The organism is Lewinella sp., from assembly GCF_050633125.1.
Lineage (GTDB): Bacteria > Bacteroidota > Bacteroidia > Chitinophagales > Saprospiraceae > Lewinella.
In genome coordinates, this window is record NZ_JBOEFX010000150.1 from 1 (window position 1) to 25051 (window position 25051).

At 46.8% G+C, this 25051-nt stretch carries 10 protein-coding genes and 1 pseudogene; 6 read left to right on the forward strand and 5 right to left on the reverse strand.

Going from position 1 to position 25051, the window contains the following annotated elements; all coding sequences use genetic code 11:
• The 6 genes and pseudogenes from ACRBG0_RS25995 to chrA form a co-directional block, all read left to right on the forward strand.
• Positions 1-148, forward strand: a pseudogene (locus ACRBG0_RS25995) (acetyl-CoA C-acyltransferase); the annotation flags it as partial.
• 399 nt (positions 149-547) lie between these two features.
• The gene (locus ACRBG0_RS26000; protein ID WP_431489752.1) at positions 548-1252 is read left to right on the forward strand and encodes a sulfotransferase family protein; all 705 of its coding nucleotides are present in this window, start codon (positions 548-550) and stop codon (positions 1250-1252) included.
• Positions 1253-1628: 376 nt separating this feature from the next.
• The gene (locus tag ACRBG0_RS26005; protein WP_431489753.1) at positions 1629-5099 is read left to right on the forward strand and encodes a T9SS type B sorting domain-containing protein; all 3471 of its coding nucleotides are present in this window, start codon (positions 1629-1631) and stop codon (positions 5097-5099) included.
• 266 nt (positions 5100-5365) lie between these two features.
• A complete protein-coding gene (locus tag ACRBG0_RS26010; protein ID WP_431489754.1) occupies positions 5366-6250 on the forward strand; it encodes a mechanosensitive ion channel family protein in 885 nt (294 codons plus the stop codon).
• 4 nt (positions 6251-6254) lie between these two features.
• Positions 6255-9518 (forward strand): AsmA-like C-terminal region-containing protein, encoded by a 3264-nt coding sequence (locus ACRBG0_RS26015; RefSeq protein WP_431489755.1) that lies wholly within the window; start codon positions 6255-6257, stop codon positions 9516-9518.
• Between the two features lie 127 nt (positions 9519-9645).
• Positions 9646-10755 (forward strand): chromate efflux transporter, encoded by a 1110-nt coding sequence (gene chrA / locus ACRBG0_RS26020; RefSeq protein ID WP_431489756.1) that lies wholly within the window; start codon positions 9646-9648, stop codon positions 10753-10755.
• 170 nt (positions 10756-10925) lie between these two features.
• Here the strand turns inward: chrA and ACRBG0_RS26025 are convergent, their stop codons facing one another.
• The 5 genes from ACRBG0_RS26025 to ACRBG0_RS26045 all read right to left on the reverse strand — a co-directional run.
• The gene (locus ACRBG0_RS26025; protein ID WP_431489757.1) at positions 10926-12869 is read right to left on the reverse strand and encodes a glycoside hydrolase family 3 N-terminal domain-containing protein; all 1944 of its coding nucleotides are present in this window, start codon (positions 12867-12869) and stop codon (positions 10926-10928) included.
• Positions 12870-13016: 147 nt separating this feature from the next.
• Positions 13017-19214: a gliding motility-associated C-terminal domain-containing protein gene (locus ACRBG0_RS26030; protein WP_431489758.1), complete on the reverse strand. Its 6198-nt coding sequence runs from the start codon at positions 19212-19214 to the stop codon at positions 13017-13019.
• A gap of 54 nt (positions 19215-19268) precedes the next feature.
• Positions 19269-20228 carry a PorP/SprF family type IX secretion system membrane protein gene (locus ACRBG0_RS26035; protein ID WP_431489759.1) on the reverse strand — a complete coding sequence of 320 codons (960 nt, stop codon included), beginning with the start codon at positions 20226-20228 and terminating at the stop codon, positions 19269-19271.
• Positions 20229-21062: 834 nt separating this feature from the next.
• Entirely contained in the window at positions 21063-23198 is a 2136-nt protein-coding gene (locus ACRBG0_RS26040) for a T9SS type A sorting domain-containing protein (RefSeq protein WP_431489760.1), read from the reverse strand.
• An 84-nt stretch (positions 23199-23282) separates the two neighbouring features.
• On the reverse strand, positions 23283-25051 hold a 1769-nt coding region (locus ACRBG0_RS26045; protein ID WP_431489761.1), incomplete at its 5' end, for a hypothetical protein.

Below are 25051 nucleotides of genomic sequence, written 5' to 3' on the forward strand. Positions count from 1 at the left end.
ATTGGGTCACCCGCTGGGTTGGACCGGTGCTAAGCTGTCCATTCAATTGATCAATGAAATGCGCCGTAGTAATCAACGTTACGGAATGGTAACGGCCTGTGTAGGTGGCGGCCAGGGTATTGCGGGAATTATTGAGCGGTTGAAATAGGGGTTTTCAAAGTCGGAAGTCGGAGGTGGGAAGTCGGAAGTATTTAGCTAGTAGGAAAATTTTCCCTCTTTAATCTACGTGTACCTCGTTACTTCCGACTTCCGATCTCCGACTTTGAAAATGGTTGATGGTTGATTGTTGGGTGCCAAAATACTTCCGACTTCCCACCTCCGACCCTGCGGGCCACCTCCGCCCGAGCGGAGATACCCACCCCCGGCTCTGCGAGCCGACCCCGCCAGCGGGGTACATGGGCGGGCCGTGGCCCGTGAGGGAAGGCTTAATGATCTTCTAAAATAGAAAGGCTTGAGTTGGGCGCTTGTCCACTCAAGCCTTTTGTTTTTTGATGCTCCATAAGGCTATTTTTTCTAACTTCACCTCTGAACTCATATTGAAACCTTTATGGCCTCCAACCCTCCAATATTCATAGCTTCTCCGGTACAACGGTGTGGCACTACACTGATCCAACGGTTACTTTCCTCCTCTTCAGACACGCTCATTTTTGGAGAGTCGGTAGCCAATGATGTCCATATTTATGCCAGCCTTTACCAGAACAAACAATTGATGATGGGTGGGCCACACAACGCCTGGCGCGACCAGCAACTAACTAAGGTCCTCGAGGGCGATGTAAATGCCTGGATACCTGATTTGCTACCCGCCCGTGATGCCTATTTGGCCAATTACAGAAAAGCTTTATTGGATTATTCCGACTTCTTGCAACAGTATGTAGAAACGCAAGGCCGTAGCGGGTGGGGTTGTAAACTGCCAGGCTGGCCCATCCCGCAGCTAGACTATCTACAGGGCTTGATCCCTGGAGCTAAGATTATTTACATTCACCGGGACTTAGAAGCCTGTGTGGTTTCTGCCCGCAGCATCAACATGTGTCTTGATGAGCCAAGCACCCAGCAATTTCGTCAAATGTATGCTTTCCAACATGCGGAAGCAGAACGCCGTCTACATCGAGAAACGGTAATGTGGATTGATTATCAAGAATTGGTAGATCACCCTGAAAAGGTTATTGCACAATTGGTAGCGTTTACCGGTGCGGATGGGATTGATGCCGGGGTGATGGAGCATAAAATCGGGAATTATCCTGTCCAACAATAGGGCGAAGGGCAGGGCCCGGAGCCCGTATCAGCCAGGGATGGCAGTGGAATGCGCACAGCGTAGCGAGCACATTATAACGGACAGCCCGGCCCCGACCGTCAGGTACGGGGGGATGCCAAATGATTTTGCCCCCCTTAACAATTTTTCACTTCTCCAATTCGTTTAGCTAGCGCAACTATCAAAAATGACCGGTTAGGTTTCCTACCTTACCAAGTCCACAAAAATTAGAGGTACTGTTTTATCTGTAGTTTGTACCTTTGTAATCACCCTTCAGAAGAGCCGGATTCCGGTAATAATTACACTTTTGCTATTCTTGATCATTGATCCCGGAATATGGTTTTCCATTTTCCACATTCTTATTTAGCACCACTAGCGTATGAACCGTATTTTACTACTTTTAGCTTGTTGTCTTGCACTTACTGCCCAAGCCCAAATCGGAATACAGGTCGTTGTAGACAGCGGAATGGCCAGCTCTGAATGTACTGATGGCCCATTTGGAGGAGCACCAGACCCATTGTTTGCTGTTGCTGCCGAGGGTGGAGCATACAGCTATTATCCCGATATAGGCATTTGCTACAACACGCTGCCAGACACGATTTATCAGGCCAATTTCCCCTGCCCTGCGGCTGTGCCAATGACCGTGGAAATTTGTCTGCAAGTAACCGAAAATGACGCGCTCCTTCAGCCCCCTTTGGGTTGTGATATCCAAGAGAGTTGTACGGAAACCATTTGCGACTTTTTTGTTGTTCCGATGGTGGGTAATACCGCTAATTATTCTTTGTCTATCAATGCTCCCGGTTCTTCAAGCGGGTCGGTCAACTTTAGCATACAGACCGATGGTTTTGCGTTTCCCGACAATGACTTTATTTGTAATGCTGTTGACTTGGGCACCATCGTTTACGGAGATACCCTTGGCGATATGACCGTGGGCAACTATGCCAACCTCTGCGCTACTGACATTGGAGAGATCAACCCACAGAGTTTGGGCTACTACTTTACGAACCAGGCTGGTGTATGGTTTAAGTTCAACACCGGGCCCAACCCTAGTGGTTTATTTGTAGTACAAGGGCTCAGCGACCCCAATAATGTCGGCGAACCCATAGATTTGGAGATGGGTGTTTTTCTTACCGACAACAATGCCTGCGACGGCAATTTGGTCGCGCTTTCTGGTTATAATTTCACCAGCAACGGCTTTGATCATGAGTTCAGAATGCCTTGTCCGGAACCCAATCGAGACTATTACATTTGGGTAGATGGTGCCAATAACGGTGGTGACTACCGAGGCATCTTCGGTCTACAGGTATGGGATGCCGGAGTTCCTGATGGTGGCGATTTGCGTTGTGACGTGATGGACCTGGGCGTGGTGCCTGAAGGCGGGAGTGTAAGTACTCCTGAGCCCATCGCTAACTTTTGTGCTACCGATGTTCAAGATCCCTTTTTGCCTACTTTCGTAAGTCAGCATTCTGTATGGCTTAGCTTTACGGCACCGCCATCTGGCCACGTTATTATTGAAGGCATTTCAGATACCATCAAGCAACCTATCGGTATTCAGTTGGCTTTGTACCGCTCGTTTAACAATACTTGTAGTGGCTTTTTCAGCTACGTTACCAGCCAATTTACGCCTGCCGATTTGGACGAAACGATGGAGGTGACCTGTCTTTACCCAGGAAGGGTTTACTATATCTTGATCGACGGTTCGGGAAGTGCCTCCAGGGGTATTTTTGAACTAAGTGTAACAGATGCCGGCGATATTACACCTGTCAATAATCAGACCATCACCCTCTGTGCCGGAGAAACGCTGGAGGTGGGGCCTAATGACTATACGACCACCGGATTATACTATGACACCCTACAAGTTTTCCAAGGCTGTGATAGTATTGTCATCAGTGACCTAACGGTGCTTGAAGAGTTGGTGCTTACCGTAGAGCAAACCCAACCAGCCATAGGCATTGATGGTACAGACGGTGTAGGAATTGCTTCTGCAACGGGAGGACTAGGCGACTACACCTTTACCTGGTGTACTGGCGAAACAGGGCCTATGGCGACCAATCTGGTAGCCGGAGAGCAATGCTGTGTGCAAGTGACCGATGAAAATGGCTGTATGGATGAAGTGTGTTTCACCGTAGAATTTACCACAGCGATCATTCCGATATTTATGAATGATACCCTCCTGTGTAATGGCGACACGGATGGATTAATCACGTTCTCTGCGATTAACGGTGTTGTCCCTTACGACTACGCCTGGAGTAACACGGCAGGAACCCTGATGGGCAACGGCCAGATACTTACCGAAGGAGGAAGTGCGGACATTCCGGATTTGCCCGCAGGCAGTTATGAGATCGTCTTAAATGACAACTTTTTCGACACGACCTTCACTGTTCTTGTGGTACAACCCGATGAGCTACAGATAGCATTGCAGGACGCGGTGGATGCATCTTGTTTTGCTTTTTGCGACGGCAGCATCAGCACGCTTGTCAGTGGAGGAACCATGCCTTATACCTACAACTGGACCAATGGGGTGAGCAATAACGAACTGGCCACTGGATTGTGTACCGGTAGCTACGAGCTAGAGGTCGTTGATGCTAATGGTTGTGTTGCCACCTTAACCACCGATATCGACCAACCCGCAGAATTTATAGCTACGGCCAGTATGGTGCAAGAAGTATCTTGTTTTGCTGGTGTAGACGGTATTGCGCAAGTGGTAGACAATGGCAACTCTGTTGCCTGGAACTGGACGAGCGGCAGCATGACCCAAATTGCAGATCAACTGCCCGCCGGCACTTATACGGTGGAAGTTACCAATGGCGATGGCTGCCGTGATACTACTGATGTGACCATCACAGAGCCGCTAGCACCTTTGACGGTAACAATCGACGAACTTGCTCCGATCAGTTGTTTCGACAGCCAGGATGGGCAGCTCGGCGCCTTGGTTAATGGCCCTTTTGCGACTTTGGCTTACAATTGGAGCAATGCAGCCGTCACCCAAAACATCAGCAACCTGGACATTGGTACCTATGACCTTTTGGTGACCAATGAAAAAGGCTGTGAGGCCATGGCAAGCTATACCCTCGATCAGCCTACGGAGGTAGTGGCGGAATCGTTTGCTATTGATATCAATTGTGTAGATGGGCCCAATGCGGGCGTCATCACGGTAGAGAATGTGAGCGGTGGAACACCGGGCTATACTTATGGCCTAGATGGCGGCAACTTTGGCGCAGTACCCCTATTTGAGGGGCTGACTGCCGGCACCTATGAAGTTATCGTTCGTGACGCAGCAGGATGTGAACTGCCTTTATTGACGAACATTTTCCCACCACCCGCTATTTCTGTTGCCTTACTGGGAGACAGTATCGTGAAGCTGGGTGATGAGCTTACGCTTACTGCACAGAGCAGCAGTTTTGATGTGGTCTACTCCTGGTCGCACGCGGATACTTTGAGTGGTAATACTGCGCTGTTGCGACCACTCGAATCCTGGGTATATGAGGTCAGTGTTTTTGATACGCTTACCTTTTGTTCTGCGACAGATTTCTTTCGGGTTTTTGTAGACAGCAAGCCGAGGATATTTGTTCCAAACATCTTTTCTCCGAACGGCGACGGGAGCAATGACACCTTCATTCCCTATGCTGGTAACGACGTGGTGAGCTTCAAAAGCCTGCGCATCTTCGCCCGAAACGGTCAGCTGATTTATGAGCAAGCCGACCTCCTCCCCGGCGATACGAGTCGTGGCTGGGACGGTACCTTCCGGGGCGAATCCTTGAACCCTGACGTCTTTGTCTACTTTATGGAAGTGGAATTTTTCGACGGCAGGGTGGAGATCGTGAAGGGGGATGTGACGTTGATGAGGTAAGGGGTTTCGAAATCGGAAATCGGAGATAGGAAGTCGGAAGTACTTGAACCTAAAGCATTACTTCCGATTTTGAACTTGGTGTAAGAGTGTAAGGGTTAAAAATCTGACCTCTGAAAATTTTACATTTTAAATCTGAAATCGCCAATGGTGCTTAAATGACCTCATATTCCTTATATGGTTCAAAAACCAACCAAACATCTACTACAAAAGGAGCGTTATCATAACGTCTTTTCGACATTGTTTTCAAACATGAATTACCAACTTATATGCAATTTGTAGAAGATTTAAAGAACGTCACTTACGAGTATTATGAATTACTGGTAAATTATTTACCCAGAATCGTATTGGCGTTCTTGGTGCTCATCATCGCACTGACGATTGCCGGACGGGCGAAGCGGGCCATGCGGACCCGCCTTAACAAGACTATGGATGACCCCTTACTGGCCGATTTTTTGTCCCAAATCCTGAAGGTCTGTTTGATTATTGTGGCTTTTTTGCTTTTCCTGGGTATCATAGGCCTTAGTGGTGCTGCTTCTGGACTCTTAGCGGGTGCTGGGGTTTCTGCCTTCATTATTGGCTTTGCTTTTAAGGATATTGGCGAGAATTTTCTGGCGGGTATCATCATGGCTTTTGACCGCCCATTCCGGATTGGTGATGTGGTAGAGATTGGTGGTAAGACTGGCAAAATCATTGGCTTGACTTTGCGCGATACGCATCTAAAAACCTTTGATGGTAAAGACGTTTATATCCCCAACGGGATGATTGTCCGCAACCCTATTGTCAACCTGACTATTGATGGTTTTCTGCGGCACGATTTTTCCGTCCGCCTGGCTTCTGATTCTGACATGGATGAGGTGATCGCTTTTGTAAGAGGTATCCTTGAACAGGTAGATGGCGTATTGCAGGATGATCGGGCACCCAATGTTTTTATTTCCGCTTACGAACCTAGCGGCATGACGCTCACCGTGCAATACTGGTTTAACACCAATGATCCTAATGTCTCCTCTTTGGCACTCAAAACTCAGGTGATTCAGCGATCTGTTCGTGGGTTAAAAGATGCAGGTTACCACCTTCCTGCTGATGTCCGCGAAATTAAAATTACTCGCGACATAGACGACAAAGACGTCATCATCCCGGCTGCCGGAGCATAAGAATATGCTAATCCGTATCCTAAAAGGTTTGCTGTTAACTGCTGTAGTACTTCTGGTACTACTAGCAGCAACCTTGGGGTACCTTTTTCAGCATCCGGAAATCATTACCGAAAAGGTAGAAAACTGGTACGAAAGCAACTACATGGGCGATTTGCAATTGGGCAAATTGACCCTGAGTTCCTGGCGAGAATGGCCAAACGCAACCTTAAACATTCACGATCTTAGTCTGACCGACACCACCCAAACTCACTCTACTGCTCCTACCCTACTGATCGAAGAATTAGCGGTAAAACTTTCGCTAGCCCAAGTTTTCCAACGGGAAGTAATTCTCGAAAACCTAGTTATAAAAGGGGGCCATTTCAGAAGCCTCACCGATAAGAATGGAGATACAAACACCAATATTTTGCAGGCCTTGTCCCCCAATGCTTCCGGCTGGCGTAATGGCGGCATGTTACATCTAAGGAATCTTCAAAGTTTGGCTTTAACCATAAATGACTTTGAGCTGGTGCTGGACAACGCCTTGCAAAACAAGCAATTCGCCGGTTATATTGAAAACATCGCTACTCAAATAACCATGTCTGACACCTTGATAACTTCGGATATGGTTATCGATGCCTGTGTGGAGGGCTTGGGGTTCAACCTCGACAAAGGCAGTTATCTGGAGAACACGACGGTCAGTGCTCATTTACAATTACACTATGACCGCCAATTATCGACCATTGAGATTCCGCAGTTCCCCTTACAGCTTAATGAGCAGACTTTTCTTGCAGAAAGCTGCATAGATCTGGGCCAAGGAGGCGTGTTTTTCTTATCCCTTTTTAATCAACAAACCGACTTTCAGGTAACCAAAGCGCTGTTGCCGCTTCATTTGCAAAACAAGCTAGCTCCCTATCAAATTTTACACCCCTTGGCCACGGCTATTTCCTTGCGGGGGGAATTTGTTGATAATGACAATCCATGGGTACACATTGATTTTACGGCTCCAGGCAATACTGTAATCGTTGATGGAGCATTGGCTTTTGAAAACGTCAATGGATCAGGAAGCTTTGTAAATCGCATTTCGGAAGATCCCACGATCGCCAAAAGCGAGGATAGAAGAAACCTGAAGCTCTCTTTACAAGACCTTCATTGCGAATACCTGGGTGCACAACTTTACTTGGAAAACTCCACCTTCCAAAGTACCCCTCAAGTTCCTACAACCCTTGACCTTCAACTGCATGCTAAAGGGCGACTCGACGATTTGAATGCGATTTTAGGTAACGAAAACTTTTTCTTTGCAGGTGGCCACTTTGATGCCCAGCTAAAGATGGAAGGGGCCGCAGAAAGCTTAGCAGATGTTTTAAAGCGCACGGAAGGGAAACTGTTTATGCAAAACACCAAAGTGCACTACCTCCCTGCCGAGGTCACCGTCCCCCTTACCGAATTAGATGTAATCCTAAGCCCGGAACACGCATTGGTACCGAGTATTCGAATACCATTAGCCGAAGGTCAGGAAATCAAAATAAGCGGACTGGTCAAAAATTTCAGCGCTCTTATTTTCGAAGAAAAAAATGAAAAAGTCGAAAGTGATCTTGCAATTTATTCTGCTGATTTGAACCTCGATAATTTTCTTGACCTTGTTGCCAGTTTACAGGAATCTTCGGAGGTGGATTCTTCTCAGGTTCGTATTTCGGAAACCGTAAAAGGGATTTATTCTACATTCCATCCCTGTTTAAGTCTATCTATTGACCAGTTTACCTATCAAACGTGGCAAGCTCACGGTATTCGATCTCAACTGAGTTTTGTAAATGATCATGTATTAAAGATTGACAGTACCGTCTTGTACAGTGCCCAAAGTCAATTAATGCTCAATGGGACTTTTAGTATACCAGACAGCACCCAATCCTCGCGGATAAATATCGCCATCGAAGCACGAGGAGACACCGAAGACTTCAATAAAACTTTCGCTAACGATACTTTTCTTTTCCAAGAAGGAGACTACCATTTCCAAGGTAAGCTGAATGGTAAAATACAGGATTGGCGCGACTTGCTTTACGCGACCCGTGGCCATTTGCAAGTTCAGAAAACAGGCATATTTTTCGTCCCACAAGCCTTAAATTTCCATGTAGCACTTATCGACCTTGATGTAGCCCAACATGATATCACTCTAAACACATTGCAGCTCACCTTGCCCTCTGGTGGCAGTTTGGCACTTAATGGCAAAGTTGACAACTTCATGGATATCCTGGCCGAAAAGGAAAGCCCGCTGGTGCAGTCATTTATTGGCCTCCAGGCCTCTTATCTTGACTATGCCGATTTTAGCGGTCTTTTCTCTTCTTTGCAAAAAAGCGAAACAAGCACTGTAAACACCGGTAGTAATCAGATAAAAAAGAGTCTTTTCAACCTCTATCATAAGTTCCACCCAGAACTGGATATCCAAATTGATTCCTTCCAGCACAAGGACGTTTTGGTCACTGATCTAAGTAGCAAAGTCGCTTTTGAAGGGAGTAGTAAATTGCAGTTTGCGGATATGACTTTTGAATACAGAGACAGCCCGGTGCAATTGAATGCCAGCCTACGCCTGAACCAGGATACAGTCACCCCTGTGGACCTGAGCTTAACCACCGCTTACTTTGACTTGGGTACACTTGTAGAAACCTATGATTATTTCGGTCTAGCGGCGCTACAGTCCGCAGATAAAATAGCAGGAAAAGTATCCTTGAATGCACACCTGAAAGGGCAATTACACGATGCAACGGGACTGGACCCCAAGCGTCTTTTGGGTGCCGTACAATTCACGCTGCACGAAGCCGAGTTGGTCAATTTCGAGCCTATTCAAAAAATCGGAGAGCAATTTTTCCGTACAGAACGCTTTGAAAGTATTCGCTTTGCACCTGTGACAGATACGCTGTACATCACCCAAGAAGTGATTCACATTCCTAGGATGGAGATTCAATCGACAGCTTTTAACCTATTCCTGGAGGGGCACCTTAATTATGACAACAACACTAATCTTTGGATTTCTGTGCCTTGGCGAAATTTCAATGCCTGGGAAGAAGGTAATGTTATTCCTCCCAAAACGGGATACTATCGATCTGGTGCCAAGCTGTACGTCGAAGTAAAAGGCAATGACGACAATGGAATCGATTACAAGTTTCGGCTCCGCAAAAAGCAGCTCTACCTACACCAGGGTATCGGCCCTCTTTATCGCCAAGATCTCAAATTTGAACGCCAGCGTCGGCGACTTATCAGGAGGGAAAACCGGGCTGCGCGGAGGGAGAAGGTGTGAGGATTTTAATTGGTGTAAAAGTTGGGTAAGTGTAAGGGGTTGGGGTTCAAAGTCGGAAAGCGGAAGTGGGAATTATTCACGGTACCCTATTCTTTACCTTTCAATTTCCTTTAAGGATTAAAAAAAAATGGATAAGAACCTAAAAGAAGTAGCTAAACTATTTTTCAAATTAGGAAGTATTGCATTTGGAGGCCCTGCGGCACATATCGCAATGATGGAAGAGGAAGTTGTAGAAAAAAGGAAATGGATGTCTCCTCAACACTTTCTCGATTTGGTAGGAGCTACCAACTTAATTCCAGGCCCTAACTCGACCGAAATGACCATGCACTGCGGACACGAAAGGGCAGGTTGGAAAGGGTTGATCCTCGCAGGTACTTGTTTCGTGTTTCCTGCTGTTGTAATTACAATGGTATTTGCTTGGCTGTATCAGCAATACGGACAACTACCACAAGTTGAACCTTTCATTTACGGGATTAAGTCAGCAGTAATTGCGATTATCATTGGAGCCGTCTACCGACTTGGGAAAAAAGCCTTAAAAAATATTGAACTTGGAATTTTAGGCGCCTTGACACTCGTTGCTTGTTTGCTCGGTTTACACGAGATTCTAGCTTTATTTGCTTGTGGCTTACTCGGTTTGGTTTGGCATTTCCTCCAAAGCTCAAAAAACAATTTAAACAGCTTCACGTCTCTCTTTTTATTGCAAGTAACAGTATCTGCGAGTACGCTGAAAATTCTTTGGACCTTTTTTAAAGTCGGCGCCTTACTTTATGGCAGTGGATATGTGCTATTTGCCTATTTAGATGCAGAATTGGTTAATACAGGCTTGCTGACACGACAAGCATTAATCGATGCTGTAGCTGTCGGCCAGTTTACGCCTGGGCCTGTTTTATCAACAGCAACATTTATCGGTTGGCAGTTAGGTGGATTCTGGGGAGCAGTAGCTGCTTCCGTTGGAATTTTCCTTCCATCTTTCATCTTTGTTGCTCTCTTGAATCCGATTATTCCCAAAATGCGAAAATCGAAAACCATTGCCGCATTTTTAGATGCGGTGAACATTGCAGCAGTTGCTGTAATTGTAGCTGTCTGTGTGGAAATGGGAAAAGATACTTTGACCGATTGGCGAACAATTGTAATTGCCGTATTAAGTATGATTGCCGTTTTTGCCTTTAAGAAAATAAATAGTGCTTTTGTTGTTATCGGTGGGGCATTATTAGGCTATTTATTGACCTTCATCTAGAGACTGTTCATTAAAGTGTGTCAATTGATTTCTCTGTTCCATTCTGGTAAACTTCTTTTCATTTTTTCTGGTTACGCCGTAAAACGGGTTTTGGCATCACCATTCCTCTGGCATACAACCTTTACACTTTCCAACAATCCAACCATCTCAACTCCTAAACCATCCAACCCTTATTCATACCCCAACCCATGCCCAAATGGAAACAACGGATTCGTTGAATCATAAGGCACATCTTCCAACTGCTGCACGACTGCTTCCCGAGAGGAAGGAAGCTCAAAGGGCAGCTTACCCTCTGGTTTAAACTCGCCAAAGATCAGCTCTGCAATCACCTCATCACTGCTATCGAAATCTGCGATGATTGCTTGGCTGGCCGCTGCAATTTCTGTAATGATCGCGGGCCGGTCCAAATTCATGACGGTGATGGTGGGCTTGGTTGCCGTCAATTCAAGGATTGGGGCCAACTCCTCGGACGTAAAGTAAAGCCGGCCCTGGTGAAAAAACTGTTCCAGCAGATACTGGTTGCGTTCGTCAAAAGGCGTGTATAATTTCTGGATGATAAAATCTGCTTGCTCTGGGCTGCTTACAACGGTAGCAAATTGGCTGACGGCGGACGCTTCAAAATTGGAGAGGTAGACCTTGGGTTGATTGCGTAGCGGGAGGGTTTTTGCTTCATTTTTGAGGAGCACCAACGACCGCTGCTGGGCGATGCGGCCCTGCTTTTGGATATCTTCGTGGCCTACCATCCAGAGGTCACCCATTCTTACAAAAGGATTATCAAAGAGACCCAGGCGGAATTTGTCTCTCAATACCCGGCGCACAGATTCATCAAGTCGCTCCATCGAGAGGGTGCCTTCATTCACCAATGCTACTACCAGCTCCGGGCAAGATTCGCCGCCTAGCATATCACAGCCTGCTTCAAAAATCTTTGCTACTCGCTGTTTTTCCGTGAGATTTTCTACACCGTGGGCAGCAGCGGGCTTCGCCTTGCTATCAGTTACCAAGCCCCAGTCGGTACAGATCACTCCCTCAAAACCATACTTCCCCCTCAAAAGGCCCGTGATAATTTCTTTGTTGTAACCAAAGCCCACGTCCTCACTGGTTTGTCCAACCGGCACACCATAATAAGGCATTATCTGAGCCGTATTAGCAGGAAAGGCTCCTTCCGTAAAAGGAATAAGGTGGTAATCGAAATTATTACCCGGATATACTTGATCGGCTCCGTAAGGGAAGTGAGCATCTTCGCCATCCTTTTGCGGACCACCACCAGCAAAATGTTTGGTCATACAAGCCACACTCTCCTGATTGAGGCTATCGCCCTGAAAGCCGAGGATGTAAGCTTTTGTCAGCTTTGCGCTAAGATGGGCATCCTCGCCGAAAGTGCCATTAACACGTCCCCAGCGAGGTTCTGTGGCCAAATCGGCCATCGGCGATAGTGCCAGCCGAATACCTACCGTACGATACTCCCGCCGAGCTACCTCTCCAAACTCTCGCATCAAAATGGTATCACCAATGGCTGCAAACCCCAAAGGAGACACCCATTGTGAGAAAAAGGGCGTAGCCAAGTGAGCACCAGGGTTATCAGACATAGAATGGCGCGGGTCACTTGCTACCGTCACCGGTATTCCCAAGCGGGTACACTCCGCCATCACCTGCATATTATTGTTCCAAGTAGCCAGGGCTTCCGCCGAAGGCGATTGGAAAATATTAAAGTGATTCATGTGCTTGCGCACGACCTGCGTAGAATTGCTTTCAAGAAAGAACGTCAGCGGCTCGCTGAAGATGGGTATCTCATTGTGGTAGCCATCTTCATTCATACCCGCCATGTTAATAAACAACAAGCCTGCTTTTTCTTCCAGGTTCATCTGAGTGAGCAAGTCTTCAATTCTTAAGTCAATATCCGCTCGCTTGTCTTCATAAGTATCCAGCTGGCCATTCTTATTCAAATCGCGATAACTGTGCCCGTCCTTTGTGAGGATGAGTGCTCTTTCTTCCAGTTGGGCAAAATTCCGATTAGAAATCCATTTCCATTTGGCATAAAAAAAGGCGATGGTTAGAATCACCAATAAAACCAGCACTAACGAAAGGCGCTTTAAAAATCGAAAAAACTGCTTCATGTTCTCATAATTAGGCTGACACGAAGATAATAGCCTATTAGGATTTTTTGTAAAAAAACAATCCCGAGTCCGCTCAATAGCGAACCCGGGATTATTATTGCTAGTGAATCACTAGTCTTATCTCTCCTCAGAAGGTCAGCGACCTTTCTAGCGGATAACCGTAATGTCTCCACGGACAATCTCACCGCGACTGATATTCAGGCGTAAGACGTAGTAGTAAGTACCTTCAGGAACTTCTGTACCATCCATGTTCAAGCCTGACCAGTCATTATTGTAAGGCTTAGCTTCGTAAATGATATCACCCCAGCGGTTGAAGACAACGATTTCATTATCAGGGAAGTCATCCGCAGGATTGAACAGAAGGATATCAAAGACCAGCTGGTCGTTGGCGCCGTCACCGTTCGGAGTGATGGTATTTGGAATGAAGTTTTCCTCACTTGGCAATGCCGTAATCATCAAGGTACTGGTATCACAAAGATCTGGACAATCCGTGCTACAAATCTGGTACGTTACCGTTGTAACGCCAAACTCCGTAGGCTGTAAACTAAGTACAAAGTCACCTTGTGCCAATGCCGTTGTATCGAACGTACCGAAGGCAGGTCCTGTCAGAATCGTAAGATCAAAGTTGGTTGTACCACCAAGTTGATCATTGGTCAACAGGTTCACCGTACCATTGCTTACGCCAGCTTCCAGTGTCATTGCATCCGGACTGGCAATTGGTGTCGTTGCACGCGTAATCGTAACATCATCGCTACTAAATTCAGGACAACCAGGCGCAGACAATGTCCAGGTGAATACGTTAGCTCCTTCGATCATATCGCTCACCATCGTCAATGGCTCCGTGATCATATCGATGGTAGCACCACTTGCGGTTGTCCATACCCCTTGGGTATTGGCAGGCAAGTTACCACTCAGGTCAGCCATATCATCACACGCGGCAGCGTCAGCGCCAGCAGCAGCATCCGCAGGGAATTCGAAGGTTACGGCAACAACTTCCGAAACAGCGTCACAACCATTTTCTGTATTGGTTACCGTCAACTGGTAGGTACCGGCATTCTCAACAGTAGGTGTTGGGCCATCCGTATCACCCGTCAATGGCGTACTTCCAGCATCAACAATCATCCATTCGTATAGGATCGTCGCACTTGGAGGCGTAGAACCTGTACCATCTAGCATAACCGGCTCTCCACAGCCTGCAACCATATCCATTCCGGCATCGGCTACAGGAGTGTTAGGGTCAGCAATCACCTCATAGTCCATCTCCGCTTCACAACCCGGTACCGGGGTATCTACAGTCACCATCAAGGTATAAGTACCCACAGCGGTAGCACTGACAGCAAACGGAGCGTCAACGGTAAAGGTACCGTCAGCAGAACTCCAATCTACACTGGCAAAGGTGAATGTTCCATCATCAGCTGATGATGCATCAATCACTACAGGATCACCATTACAACCCAGAAGGTCTAATGACAATACAGGCAATTCAGGTAAGGTTAATTCCGTCGCTGGAATAACTTCTACGCTGGCGGAACCATCACAACCATTGGCCGCAGAGGTAACCGTCAATGTATAGATTCCTAAGTCTGTTGCATCTACCGTCAGACCGTCTTCTCCTGTGAGAATTTCGCCATCCAAATCCCAAACGATAGACGTAAAGTCATCAGGCATTCCTGATGCAGTCGCATTAATTTCTACAAATTCTGTAGGACAATCGAAGGCGTCTGGAGTAGCAATTGTTACGGTAGGTGGCGTAATATCACCATCAACAACTACGAATGTAGAATCAATACAACCGTTGAGTGTGTTGGTAACAATAGCGGTATAGGTACCAGGTGCCGTAACCGTAGTTGTAGCTTCATCATCAGGCATTGGAGTAGGAGCAGGATCCTCGCTCGTCCAGCTGACGATAAAGTCGGTTGTTCCCATTACTTCTACGGTCAACTCGCGGGTTGGTTCTTCACAAGTAATTGGTTCTACGTCTGCGATACTCAGTATGGGCGTAGCAATATCTTCGCCTACCATTACAAGCGTATCGGCAGTACAGCCATTACTCTCGTCTGTTACCATAAATAGGTAAGTGCCAGGTGTGCCGGTCGTCGTCTGAATATCAGTAGGCATATCCGGTCCGTCACCATCCTGGTTTTCCCAGAAGTAGGTGAAGTCCTGGCCCATAGAAGAACCTGCACCACTCAACTGTACGCTGGTAGCTGCACAGTTAATCGTCAGCGTATCACTTGTTACATTTACGTTTGGCGCCAATGTATCAACAGAGACCACAAAGTCAGCCTCACCAGTACAGCCACTCAGGTCGCTTACTGCCGTGAGGCTGTAAACACCCGCAGCGCTCACTGTTAGGGATAAACCATCAGGGCTAGGAACGGCACTATCAATTGCTTCAACAGGATCAGACTCCCATTCGCGGAGTGTAAAGTTAGCAGCTCCTGTAATCGTAGCTGTAACGGTGAAGGTAGGATCGTCACAAGTAATCACCGGTTCCAATTCATCAAGGATGACGATAGGTGTTTCAAATTGTTCCATCACCGTGATGGAGTCAACAGCCGTACATCCGTTTGCAGGGTTGGTTACTTTCAGGTAGTAAACGCCTCCGTTGCTTACCACAAGGGTATCAGCCGTTGCACTTTCAATTTCACCGGCAGGGCCCTGAACATCCAAACACCACTGGTAGTCCAGTGTATCATTAGGCGTTGCCATCAAGGTGATCATAGGAATATTACAGCTTACTTCCAAACCAGTAGGGTCCGTTAAGATTTCCGCTACAGGAGGAGCTGTCTGGTCTTCAATGACCACAAAAGCGACTGCCTCACAGAGGTTTGCCGGATTGGTAACCGTGATGGTGTAAGTACCTGGCGTCAGTGCTTCTGGCTGTAAGGTACTCGTAGTCGGTGCCTGGAAAGTTCCACCAAGTGTAGCTTCCCACTCAAAAGTGAAGGTTGGATCGTTGGGTGTCAGTTCTGCATTCAGGATAATACTGGTCGTATTACAATCAATCGCACCTGGCTCATCGATGGTCACACCAGGAGCATTGCTATTAGGAATAATTTCTGCGAAAGCAGTATCCGCACAGCCGGTTGTAACATTGATAACTTCTACAGCATACATACCAATTTCAGTTACACTTACCGTAAGGCCATTGCCCAGGTCAGCTCCAAATGTACCGTCAGACTCATTGTATTCATACCAGAAGTAGTCAACAATTTGTCCATCAGCATCCGTACAAGAAGCACTGAAAACGATAGGCGTACCGTCACAATTTTGTTCTTGCACGTTCAAGCCGCCGTTCTCTTCCATCACACAAGCACCGGGAGTGATGCGGCCATCAGCGATGGTAATCACATCATTCGGATCATCAATGCTGTTACAACAGCCAGTTACGGCATCACATACCGTCAGGCGGTAAGTTCCAGGTAAAGTAGCATCGTGCGTTGGGCCAGTGCCCACAGTAACAAAGCCATCAGGAGGGCCCATGTTGTATTCCCAAACGTAAGTGAGGTTATCACCAACACTGTTGCCACCGTTTAAGGTGATGCTTTCTGTGTTACATGTAAATTCTTCTGATATCGGATCGATGATAGACTCTGGCAAAGTTGGAGCTGTTACCATAACCGTATCCGTAGCACTACAGCCTGAGACTTGGTCGATAACTTCCAATATGATGGTACCCGGAGAATCTCCAAAGAAACAAGAGGTATTTCCATCCGGAGAACCACTCACGCTATTGTAGTACCAATTAGTGGTAAAACCAGGGCCACCAGAGGAGGTACAAAGCTGTACCAAACCTGCATTACAATCCAACTGGCGAGTTTCATCACCATTTATCACTGCTTCAGGAACAATACCGTCCGAAACAATAAAGACCGTATCCGTCAAGGAAACACCAGAACTGTTGTCAAAGACCGTAAAAATGGTCATCCCTTCACAAACATCCTCCAGGATAAGTGGCGTAAACTGGTCGAAGGCAGGGTTTTCTGTCTGCCAGGTCGTACCAATAAAGCCTTGTCCATCATGTTCTGCAACAGTAATCACAATGGTACCGTCACAAGCTCCCGGACAAGAAGGCGGAGTGATTTCGATATCCGTGATCACGATTTGATCTTCTACACAAATTTCACCGTTAGTGATAACAATACTACCCTGCCCGTTGGAGGTTTGCACCACAGGGGCAGGTTCGTTCTGAATCGTTACATCGTAGCAATCTTCAGGATCACCGATGAGTTGGAAACACACCTCAAAGGCCACGTCTCCATCAGGAATAGCAAGCGGTAGTGGGCCAGGGTAGGAACCATTAAGTGTTCCTGTCGGAAGATCCATCAAGGTCAAGCCTGTCCAGTTGATCGCTGTCGCACTCACGAATTCCAGTGCTGTAGGGTCCCAATTGATATTGAAATCTGCTGAGGTAATATTGTCAAATGACTCCACCGTAAAGTCCATACAAACGGTATCCAACCAGCCACCAGCAGTGGTCACAGCTGTAAGGCCAAAACCTTCAGGGAACAACACACAAAGGTCGCCAGGATTCACCAATAGGCCAATGTTATCGCCGTTTGAAGTAGATGTTACCGCCGTTTCCGGGAAAGGAAGGCCTACGGTCGTCAGTTCATCACAATCACCAGGGCTAGCCGTAGGTGCTGTATCAAAACAAATCTCGAACAACACACTATTGTCTGCCAAGGTAATTGGCGTAGCACCATTATCGAAAGAGAAGCCCATGGAAGAAAGACCAATAGGCGTAAAGGTTGGGTTGGCGGCAGCTAAAGCTGGGTTCACCAGGTTGATATCACCATTGTGCAACCAGATGTTTTCGTCCCAAGACATGGTAAACTGCATGTTCAATACATCGGTGAAGTTGCTTACCGTTACCTGCGAACAACCCGTTCCTCCAAGCGGAGCATCAATACTACTGAAATCAACGACCACACTTTCGGGTTGGTTGACTTCTACCACACAGTTCATCGGGTTGATGCCGATATTGACACCATTAGAAACACCGATACCCGGTGTGATAATTTGTACGGGGCTGTCACCTCCTACGCCAATGACACGGAAACATACCTCGTATATTTCTTCCATATCATTCATGTTCTGCGCTGGGCCAGCGGTAAAGGCCCATTCCAAGCCAAGGATACCGTTGGCAACGTTAGAACTATCGAAATCACTGGGATCAAGACCTGCAAGGTTACCAGCGGTATTAACTTCTATGAATTCCAGGATATTAGGGTTCCAGCTCATCAGGTACTCCAAACGACGAACTGCCTCAAAGTTATCACCAGCAGAGAACTGCACACAGACGATATCGTTGACGTTAACCGGAGGGCCACAATCAATATTTATAATAATACCTTCAGGGTCACAATCATTGACCAATACGGTACCAGGATTAAGCGTGGCAGGTACTACTGAGTTTTCGTTGGGGTTGGCAGGGTCTTCATTGTTCACCTGAATAGGTGTTGGATCATCCGAGAAGGTGATCACTGATGCCGTTTCACAAGCTCCCAGAATGGTGAAACATGCTGTAAACATCGTCGTACCATCAACCACCGTTACACTTGGAGGATCAGGGATGGTGTAACTCCAGGCTACTGTAATTGCACCTTCTGCACCAATATCACCAGGCAAACCATAAGCAGCGAGGGTGTTAGAGGTAATTTCCGTGTTCGGGGATAAGTTTTCAAACTGTAGGAAGGCAGGGTCAAAGTTGACGGTAAACTGGATACCGTTCAGGGCATCCCAGCCATCAACGGTAAAGTCGACACAGACAAGGTCACCTTCGTTGCCGGTAACATCTGCCGCCGTGACGTTGAATTCACGTACACAGAGGGTAACTTCCCCATCTTGACGGAGAAGGCCAATATTGCTACACCCGGTACTGTTACGCGTAACATTAGGTGTTGGGAAAGGATTAATACCGATGGTCGTTTGCTCGCCGTAAGCACCAATGGCTTCGAAACAAAGCTCAAAAAGCACATCGACATCATCGGCCAGGGTTGTCCCCAGGTTACCGATGTCCAAACAATCACCGTTGCCGGTTTCCCAAGTGCCAAAATTAACGACACCAGGAGTTGAATTATCAAACAATGCAGGCCCGAGGTTACCGTCGGCTTGCATATCAGCATTAAAGTTTTGTGCGCCGGTAAAGTTCAGCACAGCAGGGTCGTAACCAAAATCAAAATCCAGCGAGTTGATGTTGGTAAAATCCTGCGACGTAACGGCTACACAAAAGGACTCACCGGTACAAGCACTGGCGTTGTCCACAATGATGGTCGGCTGTGCTAATAAGGCCGCCAAAGGGGCTAGGACCATTATTAGCAGAGTATATAATTTACGCATTGGAATATTTTTCTTTGGGAAGAACGATAAAAGGTTAAACATGACGAATTTGGCTTAACGATCAAAAGAATAAGACACCTGCAATTCGTGGGTATTACCTACGGAAGGGCCAAAGGAACTGAAGGAATAGTCGTAACCATAACCGATTTTCAGGTTATTGTAAAAGCCGACATTATCGCCCAGGTTGAAGCCTGCTTCAAAGTGGAAATCACCGGAAGAAGAAGCACCCGTACCAATCCATAAGGCGGCGGGCGTCTGATAACGGAAGTTAAGATCGGCGTTGATGGGTGCACCATCAACGTACTTAATCCAAAGAGAAGGTTCAATAAATCCGTCATTACGGAAGAAGTGGTACAAACCTACCATTCCATAAAAGTGCTGCACACGCTGCACAGCAAACTCACCATCGTCGTTCTTAAAGGTGAGGTCAATACCAGCTACTTGTGGTACAGAAACACCAGCATAGAACATGTCACCGTCCATAGCGCCACTCAGCATCTGGTAGAAGTAGACGCCTGCACCTACATCAGGAAACATTTCTGTCTGGTTGTTCATTCCCAATACATCATTGGGGTCACGGAGGTTGATTTCATTAGCGTTAACCCGGTATTGTACCAAGCCACCGGAAATAGCAACGGCTAAACCGCTGTACTCAGGATCGCCGGAAATCACGGCTCCAATACGACCATAAATACCGGTAAACCCAGTAGGGCCGGTTTGGTCATTCATAATATAACCACCCGTAAGCAAAGAAGCACCCGAACCATCTCCAATAAAGGAGAAGCGGATGGCTTGCGTTTGGGGATTACCAGCGATACCGTTCCACTGTGAGCGATAACTGGCTCCAAGGGTTATCGGTTGCCCGTAAGCGAGAAAATCGCTTTCGACAGCTGCCGGATTAAGAATCGTCGCGTTTTCGCGGTATTGCGTAAAGAGGGAAAGTTGCTGCGCGCTGAGGATACCTACTGAAAAAAGTAGACAGAAACCCAACGCCAACTGGCGAAAGCTCATCATGGGATCAGTTTTTGAGACCTGCAAATTTACCAAAATATATGTTCATCCATCATAGCGTTGATGTTAAAACCTCAAAGGGCATACATCGACACCATGTAATTAGTTACAAAATCAACTGTTGTTCGTAAATAGGGCAAAAGCGGTTTAAGAACATTTTAGGTATTCCAACCGATGTTCTATACTATCTATTTTACCTACCATTTTGCAAGCTGGAATTGGGGTTGCCGTCCCCGGCGGGAGTAGTTCTATCAGTTTTCGCTTATTACTAAGCGACACAATCAAAATTAAGCTATCTATAAAACAAGGCCAAAATTAGGCCGAACTTTTGGATGTGTTGCGCTATAAGGCATATTTTTTTGCTTTAATTAGCAAAAGGTAGGATTTAAGCGGGGTATGGTGTGCTAAATGGCCAGTGTGGTTGTTTTTTTCAGGTGTTGATGGTTGGTGGTTGATTGTTAGATGGTTTGGTTACCTCGCACTCCGCACTCTGCACTCTGCACTCTGACTTCCCACTTCCGAACTCCGACTTTGCACAAAGCCTCCCTTCCCCTACGGCACACATCCCAAAACAAAGTCATTTTCAAAAATGGGAAGGGCCGGGGATGGGGCTAATGGTTTTGGGCGCTCCCCCTCAGCCGGGGTCGGGTCATTCGCCACGCGCTGTCGCTTGGCCCTGCGGGCGCCCCGGTAGCCGGTGCTGGCTACTACCCCTAGCGCGGTGATTTCGAATGGGGCGGGCAGTTCGCCATCGTTTATATTAGCACGTGTTTTGCTATGTAACATGCTCTTACTATCAGCCTTTCAGGGTTAAACTTACCAGGATACATCCTCTCTCTACTTCCTGATTACCTTTTGAACTTGCTGATATTGACCTTGCTCAATCCTTAAAAAGTATACGCCAGCAGGATAGCTAGTAAAATCAAGCGGCTCGCCAGACCAATTTTGGTGGTCAATAACCGCTCCGATGGCATTGGTGATAGTAATGGATACACTTTCTGAATCAACCCCGGCAAGATACAAGTACGAAGATACCGGGTTAGGATAAACAGCCATAGTAGCAGACGTCTCGTAATAAGCAGTAACCATATTGGAATACGTGAAGCTGCCATCTTCATCTACCTGCTTAATACGGTAATAATTTAAACCTGGGGAAGGTCGCCTATGAACAAAGAAATAATGCTGCTCCTCTTGTGAAAAAGCTTCGCCCGGTAATCTTTCGATGAACGTGAAGGTTTTTCCATCGGTACTGTGTTCTACATCGAAGTAATCATTCGCTAGTTGATGAACAATACTCCACTCCAACAATACACCTTCTTCTTTCTGAGTAGCTTCTAGCGGCTTACCCCAAGTCACAGGTAACAGTGCCACGCAAGTATTTTCTACCTCTGCACGGGTATTGCAATCGCTGTCGTTATCTGAAATTATGGCGATACTCCCCGGGGTATCTAAAAACTGACAGATAGACAGCGCCGCACAAGTCGATAGTTGGTCATTAAAACGAATAAAGAGTATCGAAATGGAAAGCGGATCAACCGCTGCAAGGCCAGTAATATCAGCCAACACTTCATTGGTCAGAATCATCAGGTTCCCGCCTATTGAAGTCAGGCCGCTGAAACCATCCAACTCAAGCAAGGCTTCATTGTTGTTAATCGTCAAAGCTCCGCCGATACTCAATAGGTTTTCTAATCCATCCAGGTTCGGCAATTGCTCGTTTCCTACTATAAATACACTGCCATCAATGGTGGTGAGCCCGCTGAGTCCCATGAGGTCGGTAAGAAGCGCATTGTTTTCAATCGTGAAGTCTCCACCTACTGTTTCCAGGTTCTCCATACCCGTCATATTGGGCAATATTGCATTGCCAGTCAGCAAAAATCGCCCGCCGATGCTGGTGAGGTTGCTTAGTTTGCTAATATCGGTCAATACGACATTGCGTTCTAATATAAAAACTTCGCCAATGGTCATCAGGTTATCCAATCCATTGAGGGATTCCAAGCTAGGATTAATGTATACCTGGAGCTCCTCTCCTACTGTCTCCAGGTTTTCCACGCCGGTAAGGTCTTCTAAATTATCATTATTACCCACCAAAAAGTTCTCGCCAATAGCCGTCAGCATCGTCAAGCCATCAAGATTGACTAATCCTTCATTATAGGTGATATCGAGGTCTCCTCCAATGGCAACAAGGTTATGTAAACCCTCTAGGCTCAACAAATTTTCGGTTGCGCGAATGAATAAATCGCCAGGTATATTATTGACACCTACCAGCCCGCCAATGTCATTAAGCACATCGGCAGTAATAATACTGATATTACCACCTACACTTTCCAAATTATACAAAGCGTCGAGGTTGAGTAACATGGGTACATTTTGCAGAATGAGTGAACCACCAATCTCAGTGATGTTATGTAGCCCACTGAGTTGGGTTAAGGCCAGGTTCTGAAAAATTTGCAGATTCCCATTGACTTCCGTGAGTGAATTCAGCGCCGATAGGTCATCCAAAAGATCAAAACCATAGAGAATAAGGTCATTCCCAATTGATGCTAACTGATCCAAGCCATCCAGACTTTCTAACAAGTCGATAAATTGCCAATTCAAATCCCCCCCGATGCTCGTCAAACTACCGAGTGCGGTGACATCCTCCAGCGCAGAGAGGTTATAGATATAAAAATCGTCTTCAATTTCTTCCAGGTTATCCAAGCCCGTCAAATCAGTCAAGTCCGAATTATTGGTAATTTGAAGATCACCTTCGATGGTGACAAGGGGGGCTAATCCGTTGAGGTTAATGATCTGCTCGCCTGCGGCTTCGGCAATGATCACATCTCCTCCAATCACACTACAGCCAGGATAGTTGGCCGCAAAATTATCAATTTGAAGCTGGGTAGAAAAGGTAATCCCACCAGGCAAGCAGTCCTGTGAGTACAGTAAAACAGAACATAGAAAGAGTGCTAAAAACGGTATCGTTTTGGTCAACATGGGGTAATGAGCTATAGGGTGATAAAAAAGGTAAAACGCTCTGCGCGCTGTAAAAACAGCACGCAGAGCGACCAAATAGTAGACTTAGAGCCGATCTTTCTTCGGGCGTACCGGTTGGTAGTTTTCGTAGCCTTTACGGACACATTTCACTTCCCAATCAAACTGGTAGGTGCCGGTTCCCTGGAACAGCTCCTTTACTGTAAAGCCAGTAGCCGTTTTTTCGATAACAGCTAGTCCTTTGCAGTCAGCAGACAATGGGGTGAGCATCACTGTCATGGTTTCGTGGTTGGCCACCAAACCAAAATGGTCAGGAAAAGTGATCGTTGCTACTCCGTCCACCAATTCTGCGGTACCTCTTTCGTAAGCGGCAGCTTCGGGGCCTTCAACACAGGCGTACCAAATCTCTTTGTCTTCCTGCTCAGGGTGATCGATGCGGAAATTTTTAACATCTGCAAAGATTACACCTTGGTTCAAGCCTGTCGTGTACATTCCTGCTCTTTCGCTATTGAAGGAGCTTACTACGGAAATCTTACCTAAGTTCGAGCTGTTACTTTCCGTGCCAATCAAGACATTATCGCTAACGCTTCCACTTAGTACAATCTGACCACCTTCTTCACCACTCACGGTGACTGCTGCATTGCCACTGGCATCAAAAAGCGTCACCAAGCCCTGATCTGTATTCCCTGGATCGCGGCCAATACTGGCAACGGCATCACTGCTTGCGCCAAAGAAAGTACCAATACCTCCAAAAGAACTGGCTCCAAAGATGATGGAGTTGTCTCCATTGGGTTGATTCATTACCAAGCTGGCGCTGGATGAAAACGAAGAAAGTGCAACCGTTTCCTCATTGCTCGAATTGTACAAACTCAGGGTTGCTCCACCTGAAGTGGTATTGAATTCACCCATTATTCCAGCATCACTGCGAAGGTTCAGCATACCACCAGCAGAGTTGGTCCCCAAACTCGCCAACAGGTCATTACTGCCGCCTTGGCCGTTGCCACGGTAAACATAGACGTTACCGCCATTGGTCGCCGAGAACAAATCAATGGTCGCATTACCGTTCGATTTGCGAATGGTCATATCATCTTTTACCTCCAAGGTGGACAGCATTGTTTCAGAAAAACCAATCGCCACATCATCGAGGCTGTAGATGTTGTTATTTCCAAACTCCGTCCACAAGGAACCGCCGCCTCCCAGGCCGCTAAGGTCAACTTGTCCGCCACCATTGCTCAATAGTAAATTGTTGCCGTTAAGGCTGATGGTTTGCAGCTCGTTCGTAGGTGAGTGATCATTGTCATCCACATCTAGCGGTAGATTGATGGTATTGCCACCAGAAATCATCAAGTCGTTGGTGTTGGGATCGAATTGAATAGTCTGCAATTCGTTGGTAGGGTCGGCATCCGCATCTTCCGTACCATCCTGCAAAGCTGCGAGGTTGACCTGGTTGCCATTTTCTATGGAAAGTGTCGTGCCATTCAACTGCAAGTCTTGCAATTCATTTGTCGGGTTGGCATCCGCATCTTCGGTGCCATCCTGTAAGCCAGCTAAATCTACTTGATTACCATCTTCAATAAAGAGTGTAGTGCCCTGTAGGTCCAAGGTTTGATTATCACTGCCTACGCCACCTTCCAGGGAACTTAGGTCTACCTGGCCGCCATCGGTCAGGCTCAGCATGTTTGTACCTTCATTAAACTGGAGTGTTTGCAACTCGTTATTGGGGTCTGCATCAGCGTCTTCGGTGCCGTCTTGCAAAGCCGCAAGGTTGACCTGGTTACCATTTTCTATGGAAAGTGTCGTGCCATTCAACTGCAAATCTTGCAGTTCATTCGCAGGGTCCGCATCGGCGTCTTCCG

What these genes read in the sequence shown, in the direction of transcription:
- ACRBG0_RS26030 (WP_431489758.1), bottom strand. Translation starts at nt 19,214, where the DNA reads ATGCGTAAATTATATACTCTGCTAATAATGGTCCTAGCCCCTTTGGCG.
- ACRBG0_RS26010 (WP_431489754.1), top strand. Translation starts at nt 5,366, where the DNA reads ATGCAATTTGTAGAAGATTTAAAGAACGTCACTTACGAGTATTATGAA.
- ACRBG0_RS26040 (WP_431489760.1), bottom strand. Translation starts at nt 23,198, where the DNA reads ATGTTGACCAAAACGATACCGTTTTTAGCACTCTTTCTATGTTCTGTT.
- ACRBG0_RS26005 (WP_431489753.1), top strand. Translation starts at nt 1,629, where the DNA reads ATGAACCGTATTTTACTACTTTTAGCTTGTTGTCTTGCACTTACTGCC.
- ACRBG0_RS26025 (WP_431489757.1), bottom strand. Translation starts at nt 12,869, where the DNA reads ATGAAGCAGTTTTTTCGATTTTTAAAGCGCCTTTCGTTAGTGCTGGTT.
- ACRBG0_RS26035 (WP_431489759.1), bottom strand. Translation starts at nt 20,228, where the DNA reads ATGATGAGCTTTCGCCAGTTGGCGTTGGGTTTCTGTCTACTTTTTTCA.
- ACRBG0_RS26000 (WP_431489752.1), top strand. Translation starts at nt 548, where the DNA reads ATGGCCTCCAACCCTCCAATATTCATAGCTTCTCCGGTACAACGGTGT.
- chrA (WP_431489756.1), top strand. Translation starts at nt 9,646, where the DNA reads ATGGATAAGAACCTAAAAGAAGTAGCTAAACTATTTTTCAAATTAGGA.
- ACRBG0_RS26015 (WP_431489755.1), top strand. Translation starts at nt 6,255, where the DNA reads ATGCTAATCCGTATCCTAAAAGGTTTGCTGTTAACTGCTGTAGTACTT.